Source organism: Streptomyces sp. NPDC001480, from assembly GCF_042894725.1.
GTDB lineage: Bacteria > Actinomycetota > Actinomycetes > Streptomycetales > Streptomycetaceae > Streptomyces.
On the sequence record NZ_JBIAVX010000014.1, the window covers coordinates 1 to 19,453 of the forward strand.

The following is a 19,453-nucleotide window of genomic DNA, read 5'->3' on the forward strand; positions in this document are numbered from 1 at the left end:
GGTTACATTCCGAACCCGGAAGCTAAGCCTCACAGCGCCGATGGTACTGCAGGGGGGACCCTGTGGGAGAGTAGGACACCGCCGAACAAATATTGGGAGAACCCCCGCACCACACGGTGCGGGGGTTTTCTGCGTTTCAAGGCCGGCGGGCAGGCAGGGCCCGGCTCCGATCAGAGCCGCCCTGCCGCCTTGAGAGCCAAATACGCATCGGCCAGCGCCGGCGCAAGCTCATCCGGTGGAGCGTCCACAACGGTCACACCATGACGGCGGAGCTGCTCGGCAGTCCGATCCCGCTCAGTCTGAGCCTGCGCGGCGGCCGCGGCCTCGTACACCGCCTCGGTGCTGCCCCGCGCTGTCGCCATGCGCGCGACGTAAGGATCTGCCACGGAAGCCAGCAGGACGGTGTGGCGCTGGGTGAGCTGCGGAAGGACCGGGAGCAGGCCCTGCTCCACCGGTGCGGCGTCGAGGGTGGTGAACAGGACGATCAAAGAACGACGCGGGGCTGTCCGCAATGCCGTGGCCGTGAGGCCCCGGGCGTCGGTCTCGACGAGTTCGGATTCGAGTGGCGCCATCGCGTTGACGACGGACGGCAGCACGTCTCCTGCCGCACGTCCCTGGACCAGGGCACGAACCCGGCGATCGTAGGCGAGGAGGTCGACGCGGTCGCCGGCCCGGGAAGCCAGCGCCGCCAGGAGCAGTGCCGCGTCCATGGAGGCGTCCAGGCGGGGCGCGTCACCGACGCGTCCCGCCGAGGTGCGTCCGGTGTCGAGTACCAGAAGGATGTGCCGGTCCCGTTCCGGACGCCAGGTGCGTACCGCGACCGTGGACTGTCGGGCGGTGGCGCGCCAGTCGATGGAACGGGTGTCGTCGCCGGCGACGTACTCACGGAGGCTGTCGAACTCGGTGCCTTCGCCGCGGGTCAGCACGCTGGTACGGCCGTCGAGTTCGCGCAGACGGGCGAGTTTCGACGGGAGATGCTTGCGGCTGGTGAACGGGGGCAGGACCCGTACCGTCCAGGGAACTCGGTGCGCGCCTTGGCGGGCGAACAGGCCCAGAGGACCGTACGAGCGGATGGTCACGCGGTCGGCCTGCCGGTCGCCGCGGCGGGTGGGGCTCAAGCGGGTCGTGACCCGTCGGCGCTCGCCCGCCGGCACCGTGAGACGGTGCCGGGATGCTTCGCCCTCTGTGCCGCGCTGCCAGCTGCTGGGCGGCCACGCATCCCTCAGCCGCGCCCGCAGGGGACGCGGGGACGGATTGGTGACGGTGAGCGTGACCTCGGCGGTCTCGCCCAGGCGCACGGACGAGTCACCGGAGCGAGTCAGCACGAGGCGTCGTACGGGTGCCGCCAGTGCGAAGTCGCAGGCGCAGGCCACGGCCAGTGAACCGTCGACGGCGAGTACGCCCGTCCAGCCGGGCCCCCAGATGCCGATGGGAAACGAGCCGAGGGCTGCGAGGAGCGCGGCGCGCCCGGTGAGAGCCATCAGCGGGGGACCGGGACGTGGGCGAGGATCGCGTTGATGACCGAGTCGGCCGTGACGCCCTCCATCTCGGCCTCCGGGCGAAGCTGGACGCGGTGCCGGAGGGTCGGCAGGGCGAGGGCCTTGACGTCGTCCGGAATGACGTAGTCGCGGCCGGTCAGCCATGCCCACGCGCGTGAGGTGGCCAGGAGGGCGGTCGCGCCGCGCGGCGAGACGCCGAGTGTGAGGGACGGGGACTCGCGAGTGGCACGGCAGATGTCGACCACGTAGCCGGTGATCTCGGGGGAGACCGCCGTCTTGGCGACTGCGGCACGTGCGGCTTCCAGGTCCGCGGGACCTGCGACGGGGCGTACGCCGGCGGCGCGCAGGTCACGTGGGTTGAAGCCCTCGGCGTGGCGGGTGAGGACGTTGATCTCGTCCTGGCGTGAGGGCAGAGGGATCGTCAGTTTGAGGAGGAAGCGGTCCAGTTGGGCTTCGGGGAGAGGGTATGTGCCCTCGTACTCGACCGGGTTCTGGGTGGCGGCGACCAGGAACGGCTCGGGGAGCGGACGGGGCGTGCCGTCGACCGTGACCTGGCGTTCCTCCATGGCTTCCAGGAGGGAGGACTGGGTCTTGGGGGGCGTGCGGTTGATCTCGTCGGCGAGCAGCAGGTTGGTGAAGACCGGGCCCGGCTGGAAGGAGAACTCGGCGGTCCGGGTGTCGTAGACGAGGGAGCCGGTGACGTCGCTCGGCATGAGGTCGGGGGTGAACTGGACACGCTTGGTCTCCAGTTCGAGCGCAGAGGCGAGCGCGCGGACGAGCAACGTTTTGGCGACCCCAGGGACTCCTTCAAGGAGTACGTGTCCGCGGCAGAGGAGGGCGACGACGAGGCCGGTCACGGCGGGGTCCTGGCCGACCACGGCTTTGGCGATCTCGGCGCGCAGGGCTTCCAGGGAGGCCCGGGCGGCGCCCGGGTCCCCGGTGTACCCGGCGTTGTCAGTGGTCGGGTCCATCATGAACGGCGTACCTCTCTTTCGAGGGCGTCGAGTTGGTCGGAGAGTGCGATGAGGGCCGCGTCGTCGCGGGGCGGCGGGCCGAACAGGAGGGCGTGCAGGGACTGTCCGTCGCTGTGGAGGTGGGCGGACAGCGCGGGCAGCAGCGCCTCGGGCGCGTCGGCCTGGGCGGCGGGGACGCCGACCAGGGGGGCGAGGCGCGTACGGGTGGTGGAACGCAGGGCGGCGGCCGCGCGGTCGCGGGCGTTGGCCTTGCGGTAGAGGCGGGCGCGGCCTTCGACGGTTTCGGAGGCGCGGATCGCGACGGGGAGTCGTTCGGGTACGAGGGGGCCGAGTCGGCGTGCCCGCCAGAGGGCGGCGAGGGCGGCGGCGATGAAGAGCTGAAGCGTGCCCCAGAGCCAGCCCGAGGGGAGCAGGTCGAAGAAGTCCTTGCGGTCGTCCGCGCCGGCGGCCGAGGTGTCGGAGAGCGAGGGGAGGTACCAGACCAGATGGGGGCGCGAGCCGAGGAGTTGGAGGGCGAGCGAGGCGTTGCCCTGCTCGTCGAGACGGTCGTTGTAGAGGATGTCGGGGGCGCCGAGGACGACGGTGTCGCCGCCTCCGGAGGCCGCGGGGACGCGGACCAGGGTGGCCAGGCGCTCGCTGGGGTAGCACGAGTCGGCGTCGAGATGGGTGGTGGTGTAGCGGATGCCGCCGGTGTCGGCGGTGCCCGCGCGCCGGGCGGCGGGCAGGTCGCAGCGGGGTGCGAGTGTCGAGTGGAAGCTGGTGGCGGGGTCCGCGGTGACTCCGGGGGCGAGTCGTTCGACGGACGAGCTGCCCGCGGCGACGAGCACGGTGCGGCCACCCGAGCGGGCGGTGGCGGAACGCAGTTGCGTCTGTTGCCGTGCGGTCAGCAGGTCGGGGACGGCGACCAGGAGCGTGGTGCGCGGTCCCGCCGAGGCGCGGGCCTCGTCGAGCGTTGTGACTACGCGGGTGGAGACGCCCCGGTCGGCGAGGAGTGCGGCGACGGCCCGGCTGCCGTAGGGGTCGGCCGAGCGGGGGTCGAGCTCGCCGTGCTTGACGTCGGAGCGTACGACGGCGATCACGACAGCACCGACGAGGAGCAGCACCAGGGCGATGACCACACCTCGCGCGCGGGTCCACACCTGGCGGGCGGTGAGCGAGGCCGAGGTGTCGGGGAGGGTGGCCCCGGCGGTCATGCGGCGCCTCCCCGGCGGGTGTTGTCGGCCGTGCTGGGGGCGCTGCTTGCCAGGACCGGGCTGGTGCGGTCCAGGTCGCGGTCGAGTTCGGCGATGCGGTGGTACGACTGCTCGCCGGCCCTGCGTCCGCCGTATGTGACGTCGTCGAACTCGCGGGCGGAGGTGCGCAGCCGGTCCGTGTGCGAGGGCAGAGCGCGGCCGGCTTCGGCGGCGGCCTCGTCGGCCGTGCGTCCGGGGCGGACGTCGAGCAGGGCGCGTTCTTCGAGGGAGCGGACGATGGCGCGCATCCGTTCCTGGACCGCCTGGTTCCAGTTGCCCTGGGCGGCGTGTGCCTCGGCGGCGGCGCGGTGCTCGGCGGCGCTGCGGGGCCGGTCGTCGAACAGGGCTGCGGCGGAGGTCGGCCGGCGGCGCGGAGTACCCAGGCGCCACCACAGGGCGGCCAGCACGGCGACGACGGCCAGGACCACGACGATCAGGCCGAACCCTCCTCCGGGCGTCGCAGCGGAGGCGGCGTTGAGCACCCGGTCGACCCAGTCCCAGAAGGCGTTGAGGGCGCGTTCGAGGAGACCGGGGTCGTTCTCGTGGTACATCCGCTTGGACAGCTCGCGACGTGCCGCCTCCCGTGCGGGGTCGCGTGGAGTGGTTACTGGCGGCTCGTCGCCGGAGCCCGCCAGTGAAAGGAGAATTCCCCCCGTAAGGCTCACCGCATCAGCTCCCCGGGGTCGGGCCGGTGGCGTAGTCCTGGACTCCGGCGGCGCGGGCCAGTTCGAGGTCGAGGGCCTCGCGGCGGATGCGCTGGTCGATGTAGAGGAGCACGGTGACGCCCGCCGTGATCGGGAACGTGATCATGGAGCCGATCACCGAGCCGATGCCGCTGATGATGAGGAAGGTCCAGCCGAGGTCGCCGCTGGTGCCGTTGAGGAAGTCGGAGACGCTGTTGCCGCTGGCCGCGCCGGCGATCGCGGCGAAGGGGATGGCGATGATCGAGGCGACGATGTTCGCGATGATCGCGGCGAGCAGCTGGATGCCGAAGACCCGCCACCAGGCGCCGCGGACCAGCTTCGCGGAGCGGCTCATCGACTTCACGATGCCCTGCTTCTCCAGCATCAGCGTCGGCGAGGCGAGGGAGAAGCGGACCATGAGCCACAGCGCGACGATGGCGGCCCCGAAGATGCCGAGGACGGCGAGTGCGGCGGCGCCGTCCCCGCCGCCGCCCGCGACCGCGACGAGGATGCCGGGGAGCGCGCCTGCGATCGCGATGCCGAAGGCGATGAGCAGCAGCAGGAAGATGAGGCCGAACAGCTTCGGGATCTGTGGCCGGGCGTCCCGCCAGGCCTCACGGGTGGTCACCGACTTACCGAGTACGGCGCGGCTGGTCACGGCTGTCAGCAGGGCGGTCGCGACGATCGTGCCGAGCAGCGAGATCAGGATGACGACACCGGAGTTCAGCATGACGTCGCCCATGGCCCGGGTCACTTCGCCGAGGGTGGCGCTGGGGTCGTTGAGGGCCGCGGTGTCGGCGCTGTCGTTGAGGACCAGTCCTTGGAGGAGGACGACGACGACCTCGATGACCACGGCGACGGTGAGTGAGATGCCCAGGACCGTGCGCCAGTAGGTGCGCATGGTGGAGACGGCTCCGTCGAGGATCTCCCCGACGCCGAGCGGTCGCAGCGGGATCACGCCGGGCTTGGCCGCGGGCGGGGGGCCGCCCCAGCCGCCACCCCAGGTGCCGTAACCGCCCGGGCCCCCGTATCCGCCGGGCCCCCCGTAGCCGCCGGGGCCCCCGGGACCGCCGGGGTACTGACCGCCCCAGCCGGGGCCGGGGGGTGGCGGCGGTGGTGCCTGACCTGGGCTGGGAGCGCCTGCGGGCGCGGACCACTGGCCGGGTGGCGGTTGCTCCTTGGACCACTTCGAGCCCGGATCCTGCGTGCCTGCGCCCGGTTGTTCGGCGGGCTGTGCGGTGCTCGGCCGGTCGGTGGGCTCGGCAGGCTGGGACGCGCCGGGTTCCTGCCCGTCGGACGGGGCGGATCCGGGCGATGCCCAGCCCGGAGTGTCTTTCATCGAAGCTCCTTCACGGTGCCCGTCCGCGGTCGCGGTGGCAGGTTGGCAGCCATCGTGCCATGGGGCGGTCCTCGGCGGACCGGCCGCGGTATGGGCTGCACACCTTCAATTGTCCGCCGGATACGGGGCAGACTGACCGCATGGCTGATCAGTACGCGCAAGCCCGAGAGGACAACCGGCCGACCGAGAAATCGGCGATCCGATGGGAGGAGCCGCCCGAAGGCCCCGTACTGGTCCTCCTCGACCAGACGAGGCTGCCGACCGAGGAGGTCGAGCTGGTGTGCACGGACGCGTCGGCGCTGGTCGAGGCGATCCGTTCGCTCGCCGTGCGCGGTGCGCCGCTGCTCGGTATCGCGGGGGCGTACGGCGTCGCGCTCGCCGCCGCGCGGGGCTTCGACGTGGACGAGGCCGCCGGGGCGCTCGAGGGTGCCCGGCCGACCGCGGTGAACCTGTCCGTCGGCGTACGCCGGGCCCGGTCCGCGTATCGCGCCGCGCTCGCCGAGGGCGGGGACGCCGAGCAGGCGGCCGGGGCGGCGCTGGCCGCGGCGCGGGCGCTGCACCGGGAGGACGCCGAGGCCAGCGCCCGCATGGCCGAGCACGGGCTGGCGCTGCTGGACGAGCTGCTGCCCGGTGGCGGGCACCGGATACTCACTCACTGCAACACCGGATCGCTGGTGTCCGGCGGGGAGGGCACGGCGTTCGCGGTGGCGCTCGCCGGGCACCGGGCGGGGCGGCTGCGGCGACTGTGGGTGGACGAGACGCGTCCGCTGTTGCAGGGTGCGCGGCTGACCGCGTACGAGGCGGCTCGCAGCGGTATGGCGTACACCTTGCTGACCGACAACGCGGCGGGCTCGCTGTTCGCGGCCGGTGAGGTGGACGCGGTGCTGATAGGGGCGGACCGCATAGCGGCCGACGGTTCGGTGGCGAACAAGGTGGGGAGCTACCCGCTCGCGGTGCTGGCGCGGTACCACCATGTGCCGTTCATCGTGGTGGCGCCGGTGACGACGATCGATCCGGAGACACCGGACGGGGCGTCCATCGAGGTCGAGCAGCGTCCCGGCTTCGAGGTGACCGAGGTCGTGGCACCGCAGACGCCGGTGACGGGCACGGGCGGCGGGATCCCGGTGGCCCCCTTGGGGACGCAGGCGTACAACCCGGCGTTCGACGTGACGCCGCCCGAGCTGATCACCGCGATCGTCACCGAGCAGGGTGCCGTGTCACCGGTGACGGCCGAGGCGCTCGCGGAGCTGACCGCCCGGTGAGCCCGGCCCGGTGAGTCCCGCTCCCGAGGGGTGTTCGCGGGGTCCCTGGGGCGAGGGCAGACAGTAGTGGTCCCGTACGACTATCGTCACTGGCCAGTGACGTCGCTCACCAGCGCCCCGGTCACTGTTACGAGAATGGGATGATGTCGTTTATGAAGGGACGAGTCCTTGTCGTCGACGACGACACCGCACTGGCCGAGATGCTCGGCATTGTGCTGCGTGGTGAAGGTTTTGAGCCGTCTTTCGTAGCCGACGGCGACAAGGCGCTGGCAGCATTCCGTGAGTCCAAGCCCGATCTCGTGCTGCTCGATCTGATGCTGCCCGGGCGGGACGGTATCGAGGTGTGCCGCCTGATCAGGGCGGAGTCCGGGGTGCCGATCGTGATGCTCACGGCCAAGAGCGACACCGTCGATGTCGTGGTGGGCCTGGAGTCGGGCGCCGATGACTACATCGTGAAGCCTTTCAAGCCGAAGGAGCTGGTGGCCCGGATCCGGGCCCGACTGCGGAGGTCGGAGGAGCCCGCGCCGGAGCAGCTGACCATCGGCGACCTGGTCATCGATGTGGCCGGCCACTCGGTGAAGCGGGACGGGCAGTCGATCGCGCTGACGCCGCTGGAGTTCGACCTGCTGGTCGCGCTCGCGCGCAAGCCGTGGCAGGTGTTCACGCGCGAGGTGCTGCTGGAGCAGGTGTGGGGTTACCGGCACGCGGCGGACACGCGGTTGGTCAACGTGCATGTGCAGCGGCTGCGCTCCAAGGTCGAGAAGGACCCGGAGCGGCCGGAGATCGTGGTGACCGTCCGCGGTGTGGGTTACAAGGCGGGACCGAGCTGACATGTCGGGTGACAGTGCCGCTTCGGCTCCCGGCCGGTCCGGGGACCGGCCGGGGCGGTCTGTCGGCCGGAAGGCGGCGGGTTCGCGCTGGGGACGTCTCTTCGAGGGCGGGCTGCTCCAGGGCGGGTTCCAGGGCAGCCCGGTCCTCCGGCTGATCATGCGCTGGGTGCGCCGGCCGCTGCTGCCGATGATGCGGCTGTGGCGCCGCAACATCCAGCTCAAGGTCGTCGCCACGACACTGCTGATGTCGTTGGGTGTCGTGCTGCTGCTGGGCTTCGTCGTCATCGGCCAGGTGCGCAACGGTCTGCTGGACGCCAAGGTGAAGGCGTCGCAGAGCCAGGCCACCGGCGGGTTCGCGGTGGCCAAGCAGAAGGCCGACGAGGACGCGGGAGACACGTCCACCACCGACGAGGCCCCGACTGCCGACGGACGGCAGTCCCAGAACGTCATCGGGTGGATGGGCGATCTCGTCGAGTCGCTCTCCAGCGGCGGCCAGGGCGCCTTCGACGTGGTGACGCTCCCGGCCGGCGACGGCAGCGGCGGCGGGCGCAGTCCGCGTGGCTCCGGGCACGTCGAACCCACGGCCAGCGTGCCGGACGACCTGCGCGCGCGGGTCGACGGCCATACGACGGCGGCCCAGAGCTACACCCGCGTCGTCTACAACGACGGCAAGGAGTCCCAGCCTGCCCTGGTCATCGGCAAGCAGGTCAACGACCCCAACGGCGACCCGTACCAGCTGTACTACCTCTTCCCGCTCACGCAGGAGGAGAAGTCCCTGAGTCTGGTCAAGGGCACGCTGGCGACCGCCGGACTCTTCGTCGTCGTGCTGCTCGGGGCCATCGCGTGGCTGGTGGTGCGGCAGGTCGTCACGCCCGTGCGGATGGCGGCCGGGATCGCCGAGCGGCTGTCCGCGGGCAAGCTCCAGGAGCGGATGAAGGTCACCGGCGAGGACGACATCGCGCGGCTCGGCGAGGCCTTCAACAAGATGGCGCAGAACCTTCAGCTGAAGATCCAGCAGCTGGAGGACCTCTCGCGGATGCAGCGGCGGTTCGTGTCGGACGTGTCGCACGAGCTGCGCACCCCGCTGACCACCGTGCGCATGGCCGCCGACGTCATCCACGAGGCCCGTGAGGACTTCGACCCGGTGACGGCGCGGTCGGCGGAACTGCTTGCCGACCAGCTGGACCGGTTCGAGTCGCTGCTCGCGGACCTGCTGGAGATCAGCCGCTTCGACGCGGGCGCGGCGGCCCTGGAGGCCGAGCCGATAGACCTCAGGGAGGTCGTACGGCGGGTCGTCAGCGGTGCCGCCCCGCTCGCGGAGCGCAAGGGCACGCACATACGCGTGCTCGGCGACCAGCAGCCCGTCGTGGCCGAGGTGGACGCCCGGCGCGTGGAGCGGGTGCTGCGCAACCTCGTGGTCAACGCCGTGGAGCACGGCGAGGGCAAGGACGTCGTCGTCAGGCTGGCCGCGGCGGGCGGCGCGGTCGCGGTCGCGGTGCGCGACTACGGCGTCGGGCTCAAGCCCGGTGAGGCGACCCGTGTCTTCAGCCGCTTCTGGCGCGCGGACCCGGCACGCGCGCGTACCACCGGTGGTACGGGTCTGGGACTGTCGATCGCCCTGGAGGACGCCCGGTTGCACGGCGGCTGGCTTCAGGCCTGGGGCGAGCCGGGCGGTGGTTCGCAGTTCCGGCTGACGCTGCCGCGGACCGCGGACGAGCCGCTGCGGGGCTCGCCGATACCCTTGGAGCCCAAGGACTCGCGGCGCAACCGGGGGCTCGACGACGCGGGTCTGCCGGGCGGCGGCGACGGCAAGCGTGCCACGGTCCCGGTGCAGCCGACGGGCGGCCAGGTGCCGCCGCGCGACCCGATCGGGCCCCGCCTGGCCACCGTCAGCCCCACCGCCGACCCGACCGCGCTGCCCGGCAACGGCGCGCGCGTGGTGCCCAGGCCCAACGGTGCCGTGCGGAGGCAGGACGACGCGCCCGCCACGGGCACGGCGCGCGAGGAGACCGAGGGCCGCGCGGACGCCGTCGAGGACTTGAACGAGCCAGGGGAGGCATTTCGTGGGCGCTGACCACGAGGGGGGCGTGCGTCGGCGGCCGGTGCGCGCGGTGGTGTACGCCGTCTGTGGCGTCGTACTGCTGGCGGGGTGCGCCTCGATGCCGGACAGCGGGGACCTGCGCGATGTCGAGTCCACGCCCCGGCAGGACGCCCAGGTGCGGGTCTTCGCGATGCCGCCGGCCGAGGACGCCCAGCCGGGGGAGATCGTGCAGGGCTTCCTGGAGGCGCTGACCAGCGACGATCCGAACTATGACACGGCGCGCAAGTACCTGGCCGCCGACGCCGCGAAGAAGTGGCGGCCCGAGCGGCTGACCACAGTGCTGTCGGACGGGCCCAGTATCGTGCCCGACCCGCAGCCGGGCGGCCGTGAGGACGCCGGCAGCGTCTCCTACACGCTGGCCGGGGACAGCGTCGCGACGGTGGACGCGAAGCAGGCGTACGCGCCCGCCGACGGGCCGTACAGCAAGAAACTGCGTCTGACGCGGGACGCGAAGACCAGGCAGTGGCGCATCACCTCGCTGCCGCCCGGCGTCGTTATGGGCAAGTCCGACTTCCAGCGCAACTACAAGTCCCGCGACAAGTACTACTTCGCGTCCAACACCTGGGTCGGGACGAGCGGGCAGCCGGTGGCCGTCGCCGACCCGGTCTTCGTGCGCGAGGGCGTGGACCCGATGACCCAGGTGGTGCGGTCCCTGATCAGCGGGCCCACGAGCCGGCTGTCACCTGTGGTCAGGTCCAGCTTCCCCACGGGGGCGGCGCTGCGGAAGGGTACCGCCTCGCTGACGCCCGACGACCAGAACGTGCTGACGGTGCCGCTGAACGACAAGGCCTCCGGAGTGGGCGTGGCCCAGTGCGACGAGATGGCCACCCAGCTGCTGTTCACCCTGCGGAACATGACGCCCACCGTGGACACGGTGGACCTGCGGGGCACCGGCGGCAGGAGGCTGTGCGAACTCACCGAGAACCGGGCCGAGCGCATCGCCTGGGACGCCGCGGCGAAGAGCCCCGAGTACCTGTACTTCCTCGACAGCAAGCACCGGCTGGTGCGGATGGTCGGCGGCAGCCCGGGGACCAGCGCCGTGCCGGTTCCGGGCGCACTGGGCGAGAGCGGCAAGGAGCTGCGCTCGGTGGCCGTCTCCCGTGACGAGCGCACCGCGGCCGGAGTCGGCATCGACGGCGGCTCGCTGTACGTCACGTCGCTGACCTCGAGCGGTTCGCTCGGTGACGCCGTGGTCACCAGTCAGGGCGCGACCAAGGACGACCGGCTGACCACGCCCAGCTGGGACGCCCGGGGCGACCTGTGGGTGGCCGACCGCGACCCCCACGACGCCCGGCTGCTCCTGCTGGAGCAGGGCAGGGGGGAGCCGGTCACCGTGCAGACGCCCCAGCTGCCCGGACGCATCAAGGACGTGCGGGTGGCGGCCGATGGGGTGCGGATAGCGCTCGTGGTGGAGAAGGACGGCAAGCAGTCCCTGCTCGTCGGCCGGATCGAACGGGACAGCCCCGAGGGGAACCCGGTGTCGGTCACGGACCTGCGCTCGGTGACGCCGGAGCTGGAGGAGGTCACCGCCGTCTCGTGGGCGGGCGACAGCCGGCTCGTGGTGGCCGGACAGGAGCACGGGGGACTGCTCCAGATGCGGTACGTCCAGGTCGACGGTTCCACGCCGGAGGGGCTGGCGCCCGCCGCGCTCTCGGGTGTGAAGGCGATCACGGCGTCCGAGGACGAGGGGCTGCCGCTGGTGGCGTACTCGGAGGACGGGATCGTACGGCTGCCGTCCGGGGGCCAGTGGCAGAAGGTGGTCAAGGACGGGTACGCGCCCGTCTATCCCGGGTGACGCCATCCGGGACACGCACCGGGCGGGTTGTCCACAGGGAGTTTTCCACAGGGGTGGCCGACCCGGTCGGGCGTTGGCACAGTGGAGGCCATGCGGGGGTGGTGGCAGGACCTCACCGACCTGGTGCTGCCGGCTGAGTGCGGAGGCTGCGGAAGGCCTCGCACGGTGCTCTGCCAGGAGTGCCGTGCCGCCCTGAGCGGGGCCGTGCCGCGCCGGGTGCGACCGGTGCCGGAGCCGCCCGGACTGCCGGAGGTCCGCGCGGCGGCCCCGTACGGGGACGAGGTGCGGGCGGTTCTCCTCGCCCACAAGGAGCGGGGCGCGCTGACCCTCACCGGTGCTCTCGGGGCGGCACTGGCGGGTGCGGTGCGGGCGGGGCTGCCGGCCGCCGGGCGGGCCGGCGGGCCCGGGCCCGTGCTGCTCGTGCCGGTGCCCTCCGCGCGGCGGGCCGTGCGGGCGCGCGGGCACGATCCGGTGCGGCGGATCGCGTTGGCGGCGGCAGGTGAGCTGCGGCGCGGGGGTACGGCGGCCCGGGTGGTGGCGGTACTGCGGCAGCGGCGTGCCGTGGCCGACCAGTCCGGGCTCGACTGGCGCCGGCGGCTGGACAATCTGGCGGGCGCCCTGGAGGTGACGGCGGGCGGGGCCCGGTTGCTGGGCGGGGGCCCTCTCGTGCTCGTCGATGACCTGATCACGACGGGCGCCACCCTGACGGAGGCGGCGCGTGCGGTACGGGAGGCGCTCGTGCGCGACGGCGGAAGAATGCTCGTGTACGCGCAGGCAACCCGGGAAGAGATGGGGGAACGGAGGGCTGGATCAACGGGAGGAACGGTGATCCGCGCGGCCGTGATCGCGGCACCGCCGGATTCTTTCGAAATGAACCGGAACTGACTTCGAACTCGCGTCGTTGCAGGTAGCGAGAAGGCCAATTCACCGGAACGGAGGTACGCCGCAGTAGAGGGTGACGACATCCGTCCGGGCGAGATATGTTCGGTTGTGAGGGAAAGGCGCAGGCCATACCCCTCATATTCGAATGCCGTGCTGCGGGTTTTCTGCGATCACCCGCACCGGCTGGGTGGAGATCTTGCCCGCGGGGGAGGAGGAGGTGGACGTCACCGAGTCCGAGGCTCCGGGGCTTACCGGAGCCGGGTGCAAAAGGGAGATGCTCCGCCAGTGATGCGGAGCGATCCGGGAACGGAGTTCTGCGTGGACATCGTCGTCAAGGGCCGCAAGACCGAGGTGCCCGAGCGGTTCCGCAAGCACGTGGCCGAGAAGCTGAAGCTGGAGAAGATCCAGAAGCTCGATGCCAAGGTGATCAGCCTCGATGTCGAGGTGTCCAAGGAGCCCAACCCGCGACAGGCCGACCGCTGCGACCGGGTGGAGATCACCCTCCGCTCCCGCGGTCCGGTGATCCGGGCGGAGGCAGCGGCCAACGATCCGTACGCGGCACTCGACCTGGCGGCGGAGAAGCTGGAGGCCCGGCTGCGCAAGCAGCACGACAAGCGGTTCTCGCGCCGCGGCGCGCGTCGGATCTCGGCGGCCGAGGTTCCCGACCACGTCCCGGGCGCGGCGACGCTCAACGGTAACGGCCTCCCTGTTCATGAGGAAGACAAGGGCGAAGTGCCGACGAAGAGGATCGGCTCGCTCGAGGTGCAGGGCGAAGGTCCCCTCATCGTTCGCGAGAAGACCCACGTCGCCTCCCCGATGACCCTCGACCAGGCTCTCTACGAGATGGAGCTGGTCGGGCACGACTTCTATCTCTTCGTCGACTCCGAGACGAAGGAACCGGCCGTCGTCTACCGGCGGCACGCCTACGACTACGGCGTGATCCACCTCAGCACGGACCCGATGGTCGCCCAGGCGCAGTCCCCCGCGGCAGGCGGCACGCTGGGCGGCTGAACTCATCCGGCTGACAGCTGAGCGGTGCCCCTGGAGCGCGTGTGCGCCCCCAGGGGCACCGGTGTGCGACCAGTTCGCGCCCCGCTCTGTCACCGCAGTGTCGTCCCGGCATGAAATCATGGCCGCACCGGCCCAACCGGTGGGCCGCTGCCTTGGGTTGGCGATGGCTCAGGACCACAGGCCACAGCCTCAGGGGGAGGAACGATGGCGGACAGCTTCGGACCGATGCAGGAGGGAAATGCCGACGACGCCGTCGGCATGGGCCCGGACGCGGGCACCCCACGCAAGGAGCCGATCAGAGTCCTGGTCGTGGACGACCACGCCCTGTTCCGCCGTGGCCTGGAGATCGTGCTCGCCGCCGAGGAGGACATCCAGGTCGTCGGGGAGGCGGGGGACGGCGCCGAGGCCGTCGACAAGGCCGCCGACCTGTTGCCCGACATCGTCCTGATGGACGTACGGATGCCCAAGCGCGGCGGGATCGAAGCATGCACCTCCATCAAGGAGGTGGCGCCCAGCGCCAAGATCATCATGCTGACGATCAGCGACGAAGAGGCCGATCTGTACGAGGCCATCAAGGCGGGCGCGACCGGTTATCTGCTCAAGGAGATCTCCACGGACGAGGTGGCCACCGCCATTCGCGCGGTGGCCGACGGGCAGTCGCAGATCAGCCCCTCCATGGCGTCGAAGCTCCTGACCGAGTTCAAGTCGATGATCCAGCGCACCGACGAACGCCGGCTGGTGCCGGCGCCGCGGCTGACCGACCGGGAGCTCGAGGTGCTCAAGCTGGTCGCCACGGGGATGAACAACCGGGACATCGCCAAGGAGTTGTTCATCTCCGAGAACACCGTGAAGAACCATGTGCGCAACATCCTGGAGAAGCTTCAGCTGCACTCCAGGATGGAGGCGGTGGTCTACGCGATGCGGGAGAAGATCCTCGAGATCCGGTGAGGCTCAGGCGAGGAGGCGGGCGAGTTCCGCGGTGAGGGACTCGCGGAGTTCGGGGGCGTCCACGCGTTCCACCCGGACGTCCGTGCAGTCCACCCAGCTCGCGGCCTCGACCAGGGCCTGGGCCACGGCGGGGACGGCCTTGGCGCCGTCCACGGTGACCTGCTTGGCCACCAGGGTCCGGCCCTCGCGAGCCGGATCGACACGCCCGACTAGGTGTCCGCCGGCCAGGACCGGCATGGCGAAGTAGCCGTACACCCGCTTCGGCTTGGGAACGTAGGCCTCCAGACGGTGGGTGAAGCCGAAGATCCGCTCGGTGCGGGCCCGCTCCCAGATCAGGGAGTCGAACGGGGACAGCAGCGTGGTGCGGTGCCGGCCGCGCGGAGGCGTCCGGAGGGCCGCCGGGTCGGCCCAGGCCGGCTTGCCCCAGCCCTCGACCGTGACGGGGACCAGACCCGAGTCCGCTATCACCGCATCGACCTGCTCGCCCTTGAGCCGGTGGTAGTCGGCGATGTCCGCCCGGGTGCCCACGCCGAGGGACTGGCCGGCCAGGCGGACCAGGCGGCGCAGGCATTCGGTGTCGTCCAGCTCGTCGTGCAGCAGCGCGCCCGGGACGGCGCGCTCGGCGAGGTCGTACACGCGCTTCCAGCCGCGGCGCTGCACACAGACCACCTCGCCGTACATCAGCGCGCGCTCCACGGCGACCTTCGCACCGGACCAGTCCCACCACTCGCTGGTCCGCTTCGCGCCGCCCAGCTCGGTGGCCGTGAGGGGGCCCTCGGCGCGGAGCTGCTTGATGACTTGGTCGTAGGCGCCCTCGGGCAGCTCGTGCCCCCAGTGCGGGCGGTTGCGGTAGGCGCGGCGGCGGAAGGCGAAGTGGGGCCACTCCTCGACCGGGAGGATGCAGGCGGCGTGGGACCAGTACTCGAAGGCGTGCGTGTCGTTCCAGTAGGCGCTTTCGACGGTCTTGCGGCCGACGGCGCCCAGCCGGGCGTACGGGACGAGCTCGTGGGAGCGGGCGAGGACCGAGATGGTGTCCAGCTGGACCGCGCCGAGGTGGCGGAGGACGCCGCGAACGCCTGCTCGGCGGTCGGGGGTGCCGAGGAAGCCCTGTGCGCGGAGGGCGATGCGACGGGCGTCGTCTGCGGAGAGGTCGGTGGCGGGGCGCGGGGTCGTCATGAGTCCGGACGATAGAGGGTGGCACTGACAGCGGGGGATGAGCTGGGAGTTCTCAGCCCAGGTGCCCCGGTGCCGGCAGATACGGCGCCGTGGACGGCAGGCCCAGGTCCGACGGCAGCAGGGAGCCCACCCAGCAGTCCCGGCGCACGCCCTTGTTGTTGAGCGCGGAGCGCAGGGTGCCCTCGATGGTGAAGCCGACGCGTTCGGCCACCGCGCGGGAGGGCCTGTTGCCGACTTCCGCACGCCATTCCAGCCGGTCGACGGCCAGTGCGGTGAAGGCCCAGCGCGCTCCGGCGAGCGCGGCCTCGGTGACGTAACCGTGTCCGCGGTGCTCCTTGGTGGCCCAGAAACCGATCTCGCCGACACCCAGGGCGCGCATCGTGACGCCGAGCATGCCGGCCAGCTGCCCATCGGGCAGGAAGAGGCCGAAGGTGTACATCGAGTCGTGCGTCCAGCCGTCGGGTGCCGTCTGTCCGGTGAAACTCTCGGCGTGCTCGCGCAGGTAGGGCGAGGGGAGCTGGGAGATCCAGCGCTGGATGTCGGGGTCCTGGGCGGCGGCGTACACCGCGTCGGTGTCCTCCGGGTCCACGGTGCGCAGCAGGAGACGTTCGGTGGTGAGCGTCACGGGTTCCATCGGGCGATTGTGCTCGGGCGGCGGGTGGGGACGCCATCGTTTATGCCGTGCGTGAGCGCGTGATCACATTTCGCGCAATTCCGTGCGACGATGCGGCACTATCCGCGTGGCCCGGCCGTTGTCCCCTATGGGAACAGCCCTCGCGCCGCCAGGCCTCCCGGCGTGGCCGGGTCCTCGCATACGATGGCCGTTGCTCAGTACGTCCAATGGAAACCGACCGTCCCAGGCCCGACCGGCAAGGAGACCAGCCCCCGTGTCCGTCCTCTCGAAGATCATGCGTGCAGGCGAAGGCAAGATCCTGCGCAAGCTGCACCGCATCGCGGACCAGGTCAACTCCATCGAAGAGGACTTCGTCGACCTCTCCGACGCCGATCTGCGAGCCCTCACAGAGGAGTACAAGCAGCGGTACGCCGATGGTGAGACCCTGGACGACCTGCTCCCCGAGGCGTTCGCCACCGTGCGCGAGGCCGCCAAGCGCGTCCTCGGCCAGCGGCACTACGACGTGCAGATGATGGGCGGCGCCGCCCTGCACCTCGGGTACGTGGCCGAGATGAAGACCGGTGAGGGCAAGACCCTCGTCGGCACGCTGCCCGCGTACCTGAACGCCCTGTCCGGTGACGGCGTCCACCTGATCACGGTGAACGACTACCTGGCCGAGCGCGACTCCGAGATGATGGGCCGCGTCCACAAGTTCCTGGGCCTGAGCGTCGGCTGCATCCTGGCCAACATGACGCCGGCCCAGCGCCGCGAGCAGTACGAGTGCGACATCACGTACGGCACGAACAACGAGTTCGGCTTCGACTACCTGCGTGACAACATGGCGTGGTCGAAGGACGAGCTCGTCCAGCGCGGCCACAACTTCGCCATCGTCGACGAGGTCGACTCCATCCTCGTCGACGAGGCCCGTACGCCGCTGATCATCTCCGGCCCGGCCGACCAGGCCACCAAGTGGTACGGCGACTTCGCCAAGCTGGTCACGCGCCTGAAGAAGGGCGAGGCCGGCAACCCGCTCAAGGGCCTGGAGGAGACCGGCGACTACGACGTCGACGAGAAGAAGCGCACGGTCGCCATCCACGAGGCCGGCGTCTCGAAGGTCGAGGACTGGCTGGGCATCGACAACCTCTACGAGTCGGTGAACACCCCGCTGGTGGGCTACCTGAACAACGCCATCAAGGCCAAGGAGCTCTTCAAGAAGGACAAGGACTACGTCGTCATCGACGGCGAGGTCATGATCGTCGACGAGCACACCGGCCGTATCCTCGCCGGCCGCCGCTACAACGAGGGCATGCACCAGGCGATCGAGGCGAAGGAAGGGGTGGACATCAAGGACGAGAACCAGACGCTCGCCACGATCACCCTCCAGAACTTCTTCCGCCTCTACAAGAAGCTCTCCGGCATGACCGGTACGGCGATGACCGAGGCCGCCGAGTTCCACCAGATCTACAAGCTCGGCGTGGTCCCGATCCCCACGAACAAGCCGATGGTCCGCATGGACCAGTCGGACCTGATCTACCGCACCGAGGTCGCCAAGTTCGAGGCGGTCGTCGACGACATCGCCGAGAAGCACGAGAAGGGCCAGCCGATCCTGGTCGGCACCACCTCGGTCGAGAAGTCCGAGTACCTCTCGCAGCAGCTCAGCAAGCGCGGCATCCAGCACGAGGTGCTCAACGCCAAGCAGCACGACCGTGAGGCGACGATCGTCGCCCAGGCCGGCCGCAAGGGCGCGGTCACGGTCGCCACGAACATGGCCGGCCGTGGTACGGACATCAAGCTCGGCGGCAACCCCGAGGACCTCGCCGAGGCGGAGCTGCGCCAGCGCGGCCTCGACCCCGAGGAGCACATCGAGGAGTGGGCGCACGCCCTGCCCGCCGCCCTGGAGAAGGCCGAGCAGGCGGTCAAGGCCGAGAAGGAAGAGGTCGAGGAGCTCGGCGGCCTGTACGTGCTGGGCACCGAGCGGCACGAGTCGCGCCGGATCGACAACCAGCTGCGCGGTCGTTCCGGCCGTCAGGGCGACCCCGGTGAGTCCCGTTTCTACCTCTCCCTCGGCGACGACCTGATGCGGCTGTTCAAGGCCCAGATGGTCGAGCGCGTGATGTCCATGGCGAACGTGCCGGACGACGTGCCGATCGAGAACAAGATGGTCACGCGCGCGATCGCGTCCGCGCAGTCGCAGGTCGAGCAGCAGAACTTCGAGACCCGTAAGAACGTCCTGAAGTACGACGAGGTGCTCAACCGCCAGCGTGAGGTCATCTACGGCGAGCGGCGCCGCGTCCTGGAGGGCGAGGACCTCCAGGAGCAGGTGCAGCACTTCATGGACGACACCATCGACGCGTACGTCGGCGCGGAGACCGCCGAGGGCTTCGCCGAGGACTGGGACCTGGACCGGCTGTGGGGTGCCTTCAAGCAGCTCTACCCGGTGCGGATCACCATCGACGAGCTGGAGGAGGCGGCCGGCGACCGGGCCGGGCTGACCGCCGAGTTCATCGCCGAGTCCATCAAGGACGACATCCGCGAGCAGTACGAGGCCCGTGAGGCGCAGCTCGGCTCCGAGATCATGCGTGAGCTGGAGCGCCGGGTCGTGCTGTCGGTCCTGGACCGCAAGTGGCGCGAGCACCTCTACGAGATGGACTACCTCCAGGAGGGCATCGGCCTGCGCGCGATGGCGCAGAAGGACCCGCTGGTCGAGTACCAGCGCGAGGGCTTCGACATGTTCCAGGCCATGATGGACGGCATCAAGGAGGAGTCCGTCGGCTACCTGTTCAACCTGGAGGTCCAGGTCGAGCAGCAGGTCGAGGAGGTCCCGGTCGAGGACGCCAAGCCGTCGATGGAGAAGCAGCCGCAGGACACGGTTCCGGCGCAGGCCGGCGCCCGTCCCGAGATCCGCGCCAAGGGGCTGGACGCCCCGCAGCGACGCGAGCTGCACTTCTCCGCGCCGACCGTGGACGGCGAGGGTGGCGTGGTCGAGGGCGACTTCGCCACCGACGAGGAGCCCGTGCGCTCCGAGGCCGACGGCCTCACCCGCGCCGAGCGGCGCAAGCAGGCCAAGTCGGGCCGTCGCCGCAAGAAGTGACCGCGCGGGCGCCTGCG

Annotated in this window: 15 protein-coding genes and 1 rRNA gene; 9 read left to right on the plus strand and 7 right to left on the minus strand. The window is 71.0% G+C overall.

Going from position 1 to position 19,453, the window contains the following annotated elements; translation table 11 throughout:
- Positions 1–87, plus strand: a 5S ribosomal RNA gene (gene rrf, locus ACFY01_RS31375); the annotation flags it as partial.
- An 83-nt stretch (positions 88–170) separates the two neighbouring features.
- Here the strand turns inward: rrf and ACFY01_RS31380 are convergent.
- The 5 genes from ACFY01_RS31380 to ACFY01_RS31400 are packed head-to-tail and all read right to left on the minus strand — an operon-like array spanning position 171 to position 5,727.
- Positions 171–1,481 (minus strand): DUF58 domain-containing protein, encoded by a 1,311-nt coding sequence (locus tag ACFY01_RS31380; protein ID WP_390739127.1) that lies wholly within the window; start codon positions 1,479–1,481, stop codon positions 171–173.
- Positions 1,481–2,470, minus strand: coding sequence for an AAA family ATPase (locus ACFY01_RS31385; protein ID WP_390739335.1), 990 nt, complete (start codon positions 2,468–2,470; stop codon positions 1,481–1,483). The genes ACFY01_RS31380 and ACFY01_RS31385 overlap by 1 nt, the downstream gene beginning before the upstream one ends.
- Positions 2,470–3,666: a DUF4350 domain-containing protein gene (locus ACFY01_RS31390; protein WP_390739128.1), complete on the minus strand. Its 1,197-nt coding sequence runs from the start codon at positions 3,664–3,666 to the stop codon at positions 2,470–2,472. The genes ACFY01_RS31385 and ACFY01_RS31390 overlap by 1 nt, the downstream gene beginning before the upstream one ends.
- Entirely contained in the window at positions 3,663–4,370 is a 708-nt protein-coding gene (locus ACFY01_RS31395) for a DUF4129 domain-containing protein (RefSeq protein ID WP_390739129.1), read from the minus strand. The genes ACFY01_RS31390 and ACFY01_RS31395 overlap by 4 nt, the downstream gene beginning before the upstream one ends.
- Positions 4,371–4,374: 4 nt before the next feature.
- Entirely contained in the window at positions 4,375–5,727 is a 1,353-nt protein-coding gene (locus ACFY01_RS31400; RefSeq protein WP_390739130.1) for a hypothetical protein, read from the minus strand.
- Positions 5,728–5,867: 140 nt separating this feature from the next.
- Here ACFY01_RS31400 and mtnA point away from each other — a divergent pair, with 140 nt between their 5' ends.
- The 7 genes from mtnA (at position 5,868) to ACFY01_RS31435 (ending at position 14,556) form a co-directional block, all read left to right on the plus strand.
- Entirely contained in the window at positions 5,868–6,989 is a 1,122-nt protein-coding gene (gene mtnA, locus ACFY01_RS31405) for an S-methyl-5-thioribose-1-phosphate isomerase (protein ID WP_390739131.1), read from the plus strand.
- A 140-nt stretch (positions 6,990–7,129) separates the two neighbouring features.
- Entirely contained in the window at positions 7,130–7,819 is a 690-nt protein-coding gene (gene mtrA, locus ACFY01_RS31410) for a two-component system response regulator MtrA (RefSeq protein ID WP_187279108.1), read from the plus strand.
- A 1-nt stretch (position 7,820) separates the two neighbouring features.
- Positions 7,821–9,893, plus strand: coding sequence for an MtrAB system histidine kinase MtrB (gene mtrB, locus ACFY01_RS31415; protein WP_390739132.1), 2,073 nt, complete (start codon positions 7,821–7,823; stop codon positions 9,891–9,893).
- Positions 9,883–11,715 carry an LpqB family beta-propeller domain-containing protein gene (locus ACFY01_RS31420; RefSeq protein ID WP_390739133.1) on the plus strand — a complete coding sequence of 611 codons (1,833 nt, stop codon included), beginning with the start codon at positions 9,883–9,885 and terminating at the stop codon, positions 11,713–11,715. The genes mtrB and ACFY01_RS31420 overlap by 11 nt, the downstream gene beginning before the upstream one ends.
- 90 nt (positions 11,716–11,805) lie before the next feature.
- Complete coding sequence (locus ACFY01_RS31425; protein WP_390739134.1) at positions 11,806–12,600, plus strand: ComF family protein; 795 nt, start codon at positions 11,806–11,808, stop codon at positions 12,598–12,600.
- A gap of 315 nt (positions 12,601–12,915) precedes the next feature.
- Positions 12,916–13,608: a ribosome hibernation-promoting factor, HPF/YfiA family gene (hpf, locus tag ACFY01_RS31430; RefSeq protein ID WP_390739135.1), complete on the plus strand. Its 693-nt coding sequence runs from the start codon at positions 12,916–12,918 to the stop codon at positions 13,606–13,608.
- Positions 13,609–13,812: 204 nt separating this feature from the next.
- On the plus strand, positions 13,813–14,556 hold the full coding sequence (locus ACFY01_RS31435; protein WP_390739136.1) for a response regulator: 744 nt from the start codon (positions 13,813–13,815) through the stop codon (positions 14,554–14,556).
- Between the two features lie 3 nt (positions 14,557–14,559).
- Here ACFY01_RS31435 and ACFY01_RS31440 read toward each other — a convergent pair whose 3' ends face one another.
- Both ACFY01_RS31440 and ACFY01_RS31445 read right to left on the minus strand, forming a co-directional pair.
- Positions 14,560–15,732, minus strand: coding sequence for a winged helix-turn-helix domain-containing protein (locus ACFY01_RS31440; protein WP_390739137.1), 1,173 nt, complete (start codon positions 15,730–15,732; stop codon positions 14,560–14,562).
- A gap of 52 nt (positions 15,733–15,784) precedes the next feature.
- The gene (locus ACFY01_RS31445; protein WP_390739138.1) at positions 15,785–16,366 is read right to left on the minus strand and encodes a GNAT family N-acetyltransferase; all 582 of its coding nucleotides are present in this window, start codon (positions 16,364–16,366) and stop codon (positions 15,785–15,787) included.
- A gap of 253 nt (positions 16,367–16,619) precedes the next feature.
- On the opposite strand from ACFY01_RS31445, the gene secA reads away from it, so the two are divergent.
- Positions 16,620–19,436: a preprotein translocase subunit SecA gene (gene secA / locus ACFY01_RS31450; protein WP_390739139.1), complete on the plus strand. Its 2,817-nt coding sequence runs from the start codon at positions 16,620–16,622 to the stop codon at positions 19,434–19,436.
- Positions 19,437–19,453: the final 17 nt, after the last annotated feature.